General features: G+C 44.8%; 13 protein-coding genes and 1 rRNA gene. All 14 read left to right on the forward strand.

Going from position 1 to position 13121, the window contains the following annotated elements:
* The first annotated feature begins 8 nt into the window (after positions 1–8).
* The 14 genes from MY9_RS00420 to MY9_RS00485 all read left to right on the forward strand — a co-directional run bounded on the left by MY9_RS00420 (position 9) and on the right by MY9_RS00485 (position 12998).
* On the forward strand, positions 9–785 hold the full coding sequence (locus MY9_RS00420; RefSeq protein ID WP_003218395.1) for a type III pantothenate kinase: 777 nt from the start codon (positions 9–11) through the stop codon (positions 783–785).
* A gap of 11 nt (positions 786–796) precedes the next feature.
* Entirely contained in the window at positions 797–1672 is an 876-nt protein-coding gene (gene hslO / locus MY9_RS00425) for a redox-regulated molecular chaperone HslO (protein WP_014662499.1), read from the forward strand.
* Positions 1673–1718: 46 nt separating this feature from the next.
* A complete protein-coding gene (locus MY9_RS00430) occupies positions 1719–2612 on the forward strand; it encodes a peptidyl-prolyl cis-trans isomerase (protein ID WP_014662500.1) in 894 nt (297 codons plus the stop codon).
* 75 nt (positions 2613–2687) lie between these two features.
* Positions 2688–3614, forward strand: a complete 927-nt coding sequence (gene cysK / locus MY9_RS00435; protein WP_014662501.1) for a cysteine synthase A — start codon at positions 2688–2690, stop codon at positions 3612–3614.
* Positions 3615–3777: 163 nt separating this feature from the next.
* Positions 3778–5190 (forward strand): anthranilate synthase component I family protein, encoded by a 1413-nt coding sequence (locus MY9_RS00440; protein ID WP_040082473.1) that lies wholly within the window; start codon positions 3778–3780, stop codon positions 5188–5190.
* Between the two features lie 13 nt (positions 5191–5203).
* The gene (pabA, locus tag MY9_RS00445; protein WP_014478610.1) at positions 5204–5788 is read left to right on the forward strand and encodes an aminodeoxychorismate/anthranilate synthase component II; all 585 of its coding nucleotides are present in this window, start codon (positions 5204–5206) and stop codon (positions 5786–5788) included.
* Complete coding sequence (pabC, locus tag MY9_RS00450; protein WP_014662503.1) at positions 5788–6669, forward strand: aminodeoxychorismate lyase; 882 nt, start codon at positions 5788–5790, stop codon at positions 6667–6669. The genes pabA and pabC overlap by 1 nt, the downstream gene beginning before the upstream one ends.
* On the forward strand, positions 6651–7508 hold the full coding sequence (gene folP, locus MY9_RS00455) for a dihydropteroate synthase (protein ID WP_014662504.1): 858 nt from the start codon (positions 6651–6653) through the stop codon (positions 7506–7508). Before pabC ends, folP begins: the two co-directional genes overlap by 19 nt.
* The gene (gene folB, locus MY9_RS00460) at positions 7501–7863 is read left to right on the forward strand and encodes a dihydroneopterin aldolase (RefSeq protein WP_014662505.1); all 363 of its coding nucleotides are present in this window, start codon (positions 7501–7503) and stop codon (positions 7861–7863) included. Before folP ends, folB begins: the two co-directional genes overlap by 8 nt.
* The gene (gene folK, locus MY9_RS00465; protein WP_014662506.1) at positions 7860–8363 is read left to right on the forward strand and encodes a 2-amino-4-hydroxy-6-hydroxymethyldihydropteridine diphosphokinase; all 504 of its coding nucleotides are present in this window, start codon (positions 7860–7862) and stop codon (positions 8361–8363) included. Before folB ends, folK begins: the two co-directional genes overlap by 4 nt.
* Positions 8315–8524, forward strand: coding sequence for a helix-turn-helix domain-containing protein (locus tag MY9_RS00470; protein WP_014662507.1), 210 nt, complete (start codon positions 8315–8317; stop codon positions 8522–8524). The genes folK and MY9_RS00470 overlap by 49 nt, the downstream gene beginning before the upstream one ends.
* A gap of 23 nt (positions 8525–8547) precedes the next feature.
* A complete protein-coding gene (gene dusB / locus MY9_RS00475; RefSeq protein ID WP_014662508.1) occupies positions 8548–9549 on the forward strand; it encodes a tRNA dihydrouridine synthase DusB in 1002 nt (333 codons plus the stop codon).
* Positions 9550–9640: 91 nt separating this feature from the next.
* Positions 9641–11140, forward strand: a complete 1500-nt coding sequence (gene lysS, locus MY9_RS00480) for a lysine--tRNA ligase (RefSeq protein WP_014662509.1) — start codon at positions 9641–9643, stop codon at positions 11138–11140.
* Positions 11141–11448: 308 nt separating this feature from the next.
* Positions 11449–12998, forward strand: a 16S ribosomal RNA gene (locus tag MY9_RS00485).
* Positions 12999–13121: the final 123 nt, after the last annotated feature.

Raw genomic sequence — 13121 nt, forward strand, 5'->3', positions numbered from 1 at the left:
GATAGAGGTTGTTACTGGTTATCGATGTTGGGAACACCAATACTGTACTTGGTGTATATCATGATGGAAAATTAGAATATCACTGGCGTATAGAAACAAGCAGGCATAAAACAGAAGATGAGTTTGGAATGATTTTACGCTCGTTATTTGAGCATTCCGGGCTTATGTTTGAACAGATAGATGGCATCATTATTTCATCAGTAGTGCCGCCAATCATGTTTGCGTTAGAAAGAATGTGCACAAAATACTTTCATATCGAACCGCAAATTGTCGGTCCGGGTATGAAAACTGGTTTAAATATAAAATACGACAATCCGAAAGAAGTGGGGGCAGACAGAATCGTAAATGCTGTCGCTGCGATACACTTATACGGCAATCCATTAATTGTCGTTGATTTCGGAACGGCCACAACGTACTGCTATATTGATGAAAATAAACAATACATGGGCGGGGCGATTGCTCCTGGGATTACAATTTCGACAGAGGCGCTTTACTCACGTGCAGCGAAGCTACCGCGTATCGAAATTACCCGGCCCGACAATATTATCGGTAAAAACACTGTAAGCGCGATGCAATCTGGAATTTTATTTGGCTATGTAGGCCAAGTGGAAGGAATCGTTAAGCGAATGAAATGGCAGGCAAAACAGGAACCAAAGGTCATTGCGACAGGAGGACTGGCGCCGCTCATTGCAAACGAATCAGATTGTATTGATATCGTTGATCCATTCCTAACCCTAAAAGGGCTGGAATTGATTTATGAAAGAAACCGCGTAGGAAGTGTATAGGAGGTTTTGTAATGGATTATTTAGTAAAAGCACTTGCGTATGACGGAAAAGTTCGGGCTTATGCAGCGAGAACGACTGATATGGTAAATGAAGGACAGAGACGCCATGGTACGTGGCCGACAGCATCCGCTGCATTAGGGCGCACAATGACAGCTTCACTTATGCTCGGCGCTATGCTGAAAGGCGAAGATAAGCTGACTGTGAAAGTCGAGGGCGGAGGTCCGATTGGAGCTATTGTAGCTGATGCCAATGCCAAAGGAGAAGTCAGAGCCTATGTCTCTAACCCACAAGTTCATTTCGATTTAAATGAACAAGGCAAGCTTGATGTCAGACGTGCGGTTGGAACAAGCGGAACGTTAAGTGTTGTAAAAGATTTAGGTTTGCGTGAGTTCTTCACAGGACAAGTAGAAATCGTTTCAGGAGAATTAGGAGATGATTTTACTTACTATCTTGTGTCATCTGAGCAGGTTCCTTCATCAGTGGGTGTAGGCGTGCTCGTCAATCCTGACAATACCATTCTTGCGGCAGGGGGCTTTATTATTCAGCTGATGCCGGGAACAGATGATGAAACCATCACAAAAATTGAACAGCGCCTATCTCAAGTTGAGCCGATTTCTAAGCTCATCCAAAAGGGATTGACACCGGAAGAAATTTTAGAAGAAGTCCTAGGCGAGAAACCAGAGATTTTGGAAACGATGCCTGTCAGATTCCATTGTCCTTGTTCAAAAGAACGGTTCGAAACAGCCATTTTAGGACTAGGCAAAAAAGAAATTCAAGATATGATAGAAGAAGATGGACAAGCCGAAGCAGTATGCCATTTTTGTAATGAAAAGTACTTATTTACAAAAGAAGAGCTGGAAGGGCTTCGTGACCAAACTACCCGCTAAGCTCTTTAGCGGGTTTTTAATTTGAGAAAAGGGGCTGAAAGCAGGTTTGAAATCAAGAACAATCTGGACCATTATTTTAGGGGCGCTGTTGGTTTGCTGTATTGCTGTTGCGTATACGCTGACGAAATCCCAAGCCGGCGCATCGTCATCCGGTGAGTCTATTGCGACTATCGGAGGCAAGAGTGTGACAAGAGAAGAATGGCTGAAAGAAATGGAAGACCAGTATGGGAAGTCAACGCTTGAAGATATGATCAATGTCCGAGTCGTTGAGCAGCTGGCCAAAAAGAACAATCTTAAAGTATCCAAAAGCGAAATTGATCGGGAGTTTTTGCTGATCAAAGCGGTCAATAATTCCTTTTACGAAGATGAACATACGACTGAGAAAGAGTGGAAAGACCAAATTCGTTATAATATCCTCCTTGAACAATTGTTAACAAGGGATATCGACATCTCAAACAAAGAATTGGAATCATTTTATCATAAAAATAAGGAACTATATCAGTTTGATGATTCGTATCGAATTCGGCACATTGTTGTAAAAGATGAAGAAGAAGCGAGAGAAGTCCTGAAAGAACTGAAAGGCGGCTCAAGCTTTGAAGCTGCCGCGGCGGAGAGATCTACTGACAGATATACATCACCATACGGCGGAGATTTAGGTTTTGTCACAGAGGCATCAGACAACATTCCGTCAGCATACATTGAAGAGGCGAAAACACTCAAAACGGATGAATGGTCTCAGGAACCCATCAAGGTCAGCAATGGATATGCCATTATCCAGCTTAAAGAAAAACTAAAAGCAAGAACATTCTCATATGATGAAGTAAAGGACCAGATCAGACGGCAAATCGCAATGGATCAGCTGGGCGATAAAGCGACAGTTAAAACACTTTGGAAAGAAGCCGATGTATCTTGGTTTTATGGGGAAAAAAGTACTAAGTGATTGACAAAAAATTTTGAAATTGATAGATTATATACATAATACCAATACAAATAGTCGGAAATTGAGGTGTCGAGAATGGTACGTGTAGCAAACTCCATTACTGAATTAATTGGGAATACGCCAATCGTTAAATTAAATCGCCTTGCAGATGAAAACAGTGCGGATGTATATCTAAAGCTTGAATACATGAACCCTGGAAGCAGTGTAAAAGACCGTATCGGTTTAGCCATGATTGAAGCGGCTGAAAAAGAAGGAAAATTAAAAGCCGGTGATACAATCATTGAACCGACAAGCGGAAATACTGGAATCGGGCTTGCAATGGTTGCTGCTGCTAAAGGATTAAAAGCTATTTTGGTTATGCCTGATACAATGAGCATGGAGCGCCGCAACCTTCTTCGCGCATACGGTGCTGAGCTTGTGCTGACTCCTGGCGCGGAAGGCATGAAAGGCGCCATTCAGAAAGCTGAAGAGCTTGCTGAAAAGCACGGATACTTTGTGCCGCAGCAGTTCAACAACCCGTCTAACCCAGAAATTCACCGCCAAACAACGGGTAAAGAAATCGTTGAGCAATTCGGTGACGACCAGCTTGACGCATTTGTAGCCGGAATTGGCACAGGCGGAACGATTACGGGAGCGGGCGAAGTACTGAAGGAAGCATACCCTTCCATCAAGATTTACGCTGTTGAACCGTCAGATTCCCCAGTGCTTTCAGGAGGAAAACCAGGCCCCCACAAAATTCAGGGAATCGGAGCTGGATTCGTGCCGGACATCTTAAACACTGAAGTATACGATGAAATCTTCCCGGTGAAGAATGAAGAAGCATTCGAATATGCCCGCAGAGCTGCACGTGAAGAAGGAATTCTCGGAGGCATCTCATCAGGTGCGGCAATTTATGCTGCACTTCAAGTAGCGAAAAAACTCGGAAAAGGCAAAAAAGTATTGGCCATCATTCCAAGTAACGGTGAACGTTATCTAAGCACGCCGCTGTATCAATTCGATTAAAAAAAGCCAAAACTCCCGGTTCGCCGGGAGTTTTTTTATTTCGTGCATCAAATATGCCATGTCTGCGACGAATGTTATTCTTGGAAGAGAAATTCACTTTTTTCACTAACAACATTGCTTTACAATGAAAACAAGCAAAAAAGAAAATAGAGGAATGATACAAATGGCACAACGCAGACCGGCAGGCAAAAAAGTACCTTTTCAAAAAGACTCATTCTTACAACAATTTGAGAAACTTGCGCAATCCCGAAAACATCATGTACTTCTCGAAAGTGCAAGAGGCGGCAGATACAGTATAGCCGGTCTTGATCCAATTGCGACTGTAAAAGGAAAAGACGGAATAACGACTATTAAGCATGGTGATGACATGCTGTTTAGAGAAGGTGACCCATTACGGGCCTTCCACAGCTGGTTTAAAACACTGGAAACAGAAACGAATCATGAGTTCCCCGACTTTCAAGGCGGAGCAATCGGGTTTCTCAGCTATGATTACGCACGTTATATTGAAAATTTTAAAATGCTCTCGTTAGATGATCTAGAAACGCCAGATATTTATTTTCTTGTTTTTGATGATATAGCGGTTTATGACCATCAAGAAGAATCTCTATGGCTGATTACTCATGTAAATGACTCTGATCAGGAAACAGCGGATGTGAAGCTATCTGAGTTAGAGCAGATGTGGCTGACTGAGCTTCCCGCTGTCCCTTCGCGAGAGATGAAGCCTAAAACAGATGGTTCCTTCGCGGCGCCATTTACCGAGGATGGATTCTCACAAGCTGTAGAGAAAATCAAACAATACATTGCCAACGGAGATGTGTTTCAAGTTAATCTATCAATAAGGCAGTCACAGTCACTGCCAGCTCATCCATATCAAATTTACAAAACCTTGAGAGAAGTAAATCCTTCTCCGTACATGGCGTATTTAGAAACGCCTGATTTCCAAATCATTTGCGGATCGCCTGAACTGCTTGTCAGCAAAAAGGGCAAACGATTAGAGACGAGACCGATCGCTGGCACCCGTTCCAGAGGGAAAACGAATGAAGAAGATGAGGCGCTTGCAAACGAATTGATCCACAACGAAAAAGAACGCGCGGAACATGTCATGCTGGTTGATCTTGAGCGAAATGATCTGGGAAGAGTATCACGTTACGGGTCTGTGCGCGTGAATGAATTCATGGCGATTGAAAAATACTCGCATGTGATGCACATTGTGTCTAACGTCCAGGGTGAACTGCAGGATGGGTATGATGCTGTAGATATTATTCATGCTGTGTTTCCTGGGGGGACCATTACAGGTGCACCAAAAGTAAGGACAATGGAAATTATAGAAGAACTTGAGCCGACACGCCGCGGGCTTTATACTGGATCTATAGGATGGTTTGGATATAATCACGATCTGCAGTTTAATATCGTTATTCGAACCATTTATGCAACCGGAGGGCAGGCATTTATGCAGTCCGGCGCAGGAGTTGTGATTGATTCTGTTCCAAAGCATGAATACAGGGAATCATTCAAAAAAGCTTTTGCGATGCAAAAGGCGTTAGAGCTGAGCAAAGAAGAGACAAAAATTAGATGAGGTGAGCGGAGAAATGATTTTAATGATTGATAACTACGATTCATTCACGTACAACTTGGTACAGTATTTGGGCGAGCTTGGGGAAGAGCTGGTTGTGAAACGCAACGACAGCATCACAATCGAAGAAATTGAAGAACTGTCTCCGGACTTTCTGATGATATCTCCCGGACCGTGCAGCCCTGATGAGGCGGGAATCAGCCTCGAAGCCATTAAACATTTTGCAGGGGAAATTCCTATTTTCGGTGTGTGCCTCGGACATCAATCCATTGCACAAGTGTTCGGTGGCGACGTGGTTAGGGCAGAACGGCTTATGCACGGGAAAACCTCGGATATCGAGCATGACGGCAAGACCATTTTTGAAGGGTTAAAGAATCCCCTTGTTGCGACACGTTACCACTCGCTGATCGTAAAACCTGAGACGCTGCCAAGCTGTTTTACAGTAACAGCCCAAACGAAAGAAGGAGAAATCATGGCTATTCGCCACAATGACCTCCCGATAGAGGGCGTGCAATTTCACCCCGAGTCTATCATGACCTCCTTTGGAAAAGAAATGCTCAGAAATTTTATTGAGACATACCGCAAGGAAGTTATTGCGTGATGATATATGTGAACGGCCGGTATATGGAGGAGAAAGATGCAGTTCTTTCTCCTTTTGACCATGGTTTTTTATACGGGATCGGTGTTTTCGAAACCTTCAGGCTCTACGAAGGCTGCCCGTTTTTGATTGATTGGCATATAGAACGGCTTGAACGCGCGCTTAAGGATCTGCAAATTGAATATACTGTTTCAAAGCATGAGATCCTTGAGATGTTGGACAAGCTGCTAAAGCTAAATGATATCAAGGATGGAAATGCCCGCGTCAGACTGAACATATCAGCGGGGATCAGCGATAAAGGCTTTGTCGCCCAGACGTACGATAAGCCGACCGTTTTATGCTTTGTGAATCAGCTGAAACCAGAAAGCCTCCCATTGCACAAAGAAGGAAAGGTTTTATCGATACGGAGAAACACTCCAGAGGGATCGTTCCGGTTAAAATCTCATCATTATCTAAATAATATGTATGCGAAACGGGAGATTGGAAATAACCCGCGTGTCGAGGGAATATTCTTAACGGAGGATGGAGCTGTTGCAGAGGGTATCATATCTAATGTCTTCTGGAGAAAAGGCAGCTGTATCTATACGCCATCTCTTGATACTGGTATTCTGGACGGCGTCACGAGGCGTTTTATCATAGAAAATGCAAAGAATGCAGGTTTGGATCTCAAAACGGGCCGATATGAGCTAGAAGCTCTCTTGACAGCTGACGAAGCGTGGATGACGAACTCGGTTCTTGAAATCATCCCGTTTACTAAAATAGAAGAAGTAACCTATGGAAGCCAAAGCGGAGAAGCAGTCTCCGCTCTTCAATTGCTATATAAGAAAGAGATAAAGAACATGATACATGAAAAGGGAGGAAGAGCATGGCGCAGCAAACGATAAATCAAACACAAGTCATCCACACCAAGCCCAGCGCTTTATCATATAAAGAGAAGACGCTGGTGATGGGAATTTTAAACGTAACGCCTGACTCTTTCTCGGACGGCGGGAAGTATGACAGCTTGGACAAGGCACTGCTGCACGCGAAAGAAATGATCGATGACGGTGCCCATCTCATAGATATCGGAGGAGAATCGACAAGGCCTGGCGCTGAGTGTGTGTCTGAAGATGAGGAGATGTCCAGAGTCATTCCGGTGATTGAGCGAATTACAAAGGAGCTTGGTGTTCCTATTTCTGTAGATACGTACAAGGCTTCTGTCGCAGATGAAGCTGTGAAAGCCGGCGCATCCATTATCAATGATATTTGGGGAGCCAAACATGATCCGAGGATGGCTTCCGTTGCAGCTGAACACAATGTTCCGATTGTTCTCATGCATAACCGCCCAGAAAGAAACTACAATGACTTATTGCCGGATATGCTGTCGGACTTAATGGAGAGTGTAAAAATTGCTGTTGAGGCTGGAGTAGACGAGAAGAACATTATTCTTGATCCCGGTATCGGTTTCGCGAAAACCTATCACGACAACTTGGCAGTGATGAACAAGCTGGAGATTTTCAGCGGATTGGGATATCCGGTTCTTCTGGCAACCTCCCGCAAAAGATTCATCGGACGTGTTCTGGATCTTCCGCCCGAGGAGCGGGCTGAGGGCACAGGTGCGACTGTGTGTCTCGGCATTCAAAAAGGCTGTGACATTGTCAGGGTCCATGATGTAAAACAAATTGCCAGAATGGCGAAAATGATGGACGCGATGCTGAATAAGGGAGGGATGCACCATGGATAAAGTTTATGTAGAAGGTATGGAGTTTTACGGATATCACGGTGTGTTCAAAGAAGAAAACAAACTTGGCCAGCGGTTTAAAGTCGATTTAACCGCTGAGCTGGATTTAAGCAAAGCCGGACAAACAGACGACCTTGAGCAAACGATCAACTATGCTGAGCTCTATCACGTATGTAAAGATGTCGTGGAAGGGGAGCCTGTAAAATTGGTGGAAACGCTGGCAGCACGTATCGCCGACACTGTTCTCAAACAATTTCAGCCGGTTCAGCAATGTACGGTGAAAGTCATTAAGCCAGATCCGCCAATTCCCGGACACTATAAATCAGTAGCAATTGAAATCACGAGAAAAAAGTCATGAACAACATAGCTTATATTGCACTTGGATCTAACATTGGAAATAGAGAAACGTATTTAAGGCAAGCAGTGGCCCTGCTGCATCAGCATGCTGCAGTGACAGTCACTAAAGTGTCGTCAATTTACGAAACTGACCCGGTCGGATACGAAGACCAAGATGAGTTTTTGAATATGGCTGTTGAAATCAAAACATCACTAAACCCTTTTGAACTCCTTGAACTGACGCAGCAGATAGAAAACGAATTAGGCAGAACAAGGGAAGTAAGATGGGGGCCGCGGACGGCAGACCTTGACATTTTGTTATTTAATCGTGAAAATATTGAAACAGAGCAACTAATTGTTCCGCATCCGAGAATGTATGAGCGTTTGTTTGTCCTTGCGCCGCTTGCGGAAATTTGCCAGCAGGTTGAAAAAGAGGCTACAAGCGCTGAAACAAACCAAGAAGGTGTAAGAGTATGGAAGCAGAAATCTGGGGTAGACGAATTCGTGCATTCAGAAAGCTGAAAGGTTATACTCAAGAAGGATTTGCAAAGGCGTTAGGTATATCAGTTTCTATTCTCGGCGAAATTGAACGCGGAAACCGATTGCCGTCGGCTGTCATCATTCAAGATGCGGCAGATGTTTTAAATATAAGTGCGGACGAATTGGCACCGCCAGAAAAATAGAACAAACGAAAGGAGGAGAAAAATTGTTCAAAATCGGAGATATTCAATTGAAAAACCGGGTTGTGCTCGCACCTATGGCTGGTGTCTGCAACTCTGCGTTCAGATTGACTGTAAAGGAATTCGGAGCCGGATTGGTATGCGCTGAAATGGTCAGTGACAAAGCGATCCTTTACAACAATGCAAGAACAATGGGTATGCTTTATATCGATGAACGTGAGAAACCTCTAAGCCTACAAATTTTCGGAGGACAAAAGGATACCCTTGTGGAAGCGGCGAAGTTTGTAGACCAGAACACAACTGCTGATATCATTGATATTAACATGGGATGTCCTGTGCCAAAGATTACAAAATGCGATGCGGGAGCCAAATGGCTTCTTGATCCTGATAAGATTTATGAGATGGTTTCTGCAGTAGTAGATGCCGTCGATAAACCAGTAACAGTGAAAATGAGAATGGGCTGGGATGAAGACCATATTTTCGCGGTAAAAAATGCACAAGCTGTAGAACGTGCGGGCGGTAAAGCAGTTGCGCTTCACGGCCGTACGAGAGTGCAGATGTATGAAGGAACGGCAAACTGGGTCATCATCAAGGAAGTGAAACAATCCGTTTCGATTCCGGTTATCGGAAACGGCGATGTTAAAACACCGCAGGATGCTAAGCGCATGCTTGATGAAACAGGAGTAGACGGTGTCATGATCGGACGCGCTGCATTGGGCAACCCGTGGATGATTTACCGTACGGTTCAGTATCTTGAAACAGGTGAATTAAAAGAAGAGCCGCAAGTACGCGAAAAAATGGCCGTATGCAAACTGCATCTTGACCGCCTGATTGACTTAAAAGGTGAAAACGTAGCGGTAAGAGAAATGAGAAAGCATGCTGCATGGTATCTGAAAGGTGTAAAAGGCAATGCGAACGTTCGTAATGAAATCAATCATTGCGAGACAAGAGAAGAGTTTGTACAGCTTTTAGATGCGTTTACGGTTGAAGTTGAGGCAAAAGAGCTTCAAAATGCAAAAGTAGGATAATACCCACCTCTATTTGCTGCTCACTGCTAGTTTTGCGCTGGCAGTTTTTCTGCTTTTTTCATGAAACAATAACTGTAATGGAGTGATAACAATGAGTCAAGAAGAGCATAACCATGAAGAATTGAATGATCAGCTGCAAGTCAGACGCGATAAAATGAATCAGCTGAGAGATAACGGCATCGATCCATTTGGGGCACGTTTTGAAAGAACTCATCAGTCTCAAGAAGTTATTTCGGCATATCAAGATCTAACCAAAGAAGAGTTAGAAGAAAAAGCGATTGAAGTTACAATCGCAGGCCGCATGATGACAAAACGCGGCAAAGGAAAAGCCGGCTTTGCTCATATTCAGGACTTAGAAGGGCAAATCCAAATCTACGTAAGAAAAGACAGTGTCGGTGACGACCAGTATGAAATCTTCAAGTCTTCTGACCTTGGTGATCTGATCGGCGTAACCGGAAAAGTCTTCAAAACAAATGTAGGCGAATTGTCTGTTAAGGCAACTTCCTTTGAATTGCTGACAAAAGCGCTTCGTCCGCTTCCTGACAAATACCATGGTTTAAAAGACGTTGAGCAGCGCTATCGTCAACGCTACCTGGATCTTATCGTAAACCCAGACAGCAAACATACATTCATTACCCGAAGCAAGATCATTCAAGCTATGAGAAGATATCTTGATGATCATGGATACTTAGAAGTAGAAACACCTACAATGCACAGCATTCCTGGGGGAGCTTCTGCACGTCCATTTATCACTCACCACAATGCGTTAGATATTCCACTCTATATGCGTATTGCAATTGAACTACACCTAAAACGCCTAATTGTCGGCGGTTTAGAAAAAGTATATGAAATCGGCCGTGTTTTCCGTAACGAAGGTGTCTCTACACGCCATAACCCTGAATTTACGATGATTGAATTATACGAAGCATATGCGGACTATAAAGATATCATGAGCTTAACTGAAAACCTTGTCGCTCATATCGCCCAAGAAGTGCTTGGCACAACTACGATTCAATACGGGGAAGAGGAAATAGACCTTAAACCGGAGTGGAAAAGAATCCATATGGTTGACGCAGTCAAAGAAGCGACTGGCGTTGATTTCTGGAAAGAGGTTACTGTTGAACAGGCGCGTGAATATGCAAAAGAACACGGTGTAGAAATTAAAGATTCTATGACAGTAGGGCATATCATCAACGAATTCTTCGAACAAAAAATTGAAGAAACGCTTATTCAGCCAACGTTTATTTACGGGCATCCTGTAGAAATTTCTCCTCTTGCTAAGAAAAACCCTGAGGACCCGCGTTTTACAGACCGTTTTGAACTGTTTATCGTCGGCCGTGAACATGCCAACGCGTTTACAGAGCTGAATGATCCTATTGATCAAAGAGAACGCTTTGAAGAGCAATTAAAAGAACGTGAAGCCGGTAATGATGAAGCTCATCTAATGGATGAAGACTTTGTTGAAGCTCTGGAATACGGTATGCCGCCAACAGGAGGTTTAGGCATTGGTATCGACCGTCTGGTTATGCTGTTGACGAATGCCCCTTCTATTCGCGATGTGCTGTTATTCCCGCAAATGAGACAACGCTAATAAAGAAGAGCGGTATCCTTTCTCTATGGAGGATACCGCTCTTTTTAAATTCTTAGTATTTCTTCAAAAAAACTATTGCACTATTATTTACAAGGTGGTATATTATTATTCGTTGCCGCTAAACAAGGCGATAACGAAAAAAGAACTTCAAAAAAAGTTATTGACTTCACTGAGTCAACGAGTTATAATAATAAAGTCGCTTGAACGAAGTGAACAAAATGATCTTTGAAAACTAAACAAGACAAAACGTACCTGTTAATTCATTTTTTATAAATCGCACAGCGATGTGCGTAGTCAGTCAAACTACTTTATCGGAGAGTTTGATCCTGGCTCAGGACGAACGCTGGCGGCGTGCCTAATACATGCAAGTCGAGCGGACAGATGGGAGCTTGCTCCCTGATGTTAGCGGCGGACGGGTGAGTAACACGTGGGTAACCTGCCTGTAAGACTGGGATAACTCCGGGAAACCGGGGCTAATACCGGATGCTTGTTTGAACCGCATGGTTCAAACATAAAAGGTGGCTTCGGCTACCACTTACAGATGGACCCGCGGCGCATTAGCTAGTTGGTGAGGTAATGGCTCACCAAGGCAACGATGCGTAGCCGACCTGAGAGGGTGATCGGCCACACTGGGACTGAGACACGGCCCAGACTCCTACGGGAGGCAGCAGTAGGGAATCTTCCGCAATGGACGAAAGTCTGACGGAGCAACGCCGCGTGAGTGATGAAGGTTTTCGGATCGTAAAGCTCTGTTGTTAGGGAAGAACAAGTACCGTTCGAATAGGGCGGTACCTTGACGGTACCTAACCAGAAAGCCACGGCTAACTACGTGCCAGCAGCCGCGGTAATACGTAGGTGGCAAGCGTTGTCCGGAATTATTGGGCGTAAAGGGCTCGCAGGCGGTTTCTTAAGTCTGATGTGAAAGCCCCCGGCTCAACCGGGGAGGGTCATTGGAAACTGGGGAACTTGAGTGCAGAAGAGGAGAGTGGAATTCCACGTGTAGCGGTGAAATGCGTAGAGATGTGGAGGAACACCAGTGGCGAAGGCGACTCTCTGGTCTGTAACTGACGCTGAGGAGCGAAAGCGTGGGGAGCGAACAGGATTAGATACCCTGGTAGTCCACGCCGTAAACGATGAGTGCTAAGTGTTAGGGGGTTTCCGCCCCTTAGTGCTGCAGCTAACGCATTAAGCACTCCGCCTGGGGAGTACGGTCGCAAGACTGAAACTCAAAGGAATTGACGGGGGCCCGCACAAGCGGTGGAGCATGTGGTTTAATTCGAAGCAACGCGAAGAACCTTACCAGGTCTTGACATCCTCTGACAATCCTAGAGATAGGACGTCCCCTTCGGGGGCAGAGTGACAGGTGGTGCATGGTTGTCGTCAGCTCGTGTCGTGAGATGTTGGGTTAAGTCCCGCAACGAGCGCAACCCTTGATCTTAGTTGCCAGCATTCAGTTGGGCACTCTAAGGTGACTGCCGGTGACAAACCGGAGGAAGGTGGGGATGACGTCAAATCATCATGCCCCTTATGACCTGGGCTACACACGTGCTACAATGGACAGAACAAAGGGCAGCGAAACCGCGAGGTTAAGCCAATCCCACAAATCTGTTCTCAGTTCGGATCGCAGTCTGCAACTCGACTGCGTGAAGCTGGAATCGCTAGTAATCGCGGATCAGCATGCCGCGGTGAATACGTTCCCGGGCCTTGTACACACCGCCCGTCACACCACGAGAGTTTGTAACACCCGAAGTCGGTGAGGTAACCTTTTAGGAGCCAGCCGCCGAAGGTGGGACAGATGATTGGGGTGAAGTCGTAACAAGGTAGCCGTATCGGAAGGTGCGGCTGGATCACCTCCTTTCTAAGGATATTATACGGAATATAAGACCTTGGGTCTTATAAACAGAACGTTCCCTGTCTTGTTTAGTTTTGAAGGATCATTCCTTCGAAACGTGTTCTTTGAAAACTAGATAACAGTAGACAT

Origin of the sequence: Bacillus sp. JS, assembly GCF_000259365.1 — a bacterium.
GTDB lineage: Bacteria > Bacillota > Bacilli > Bacillales > Bacillaceae > Bacillus > Bacillus stercoris.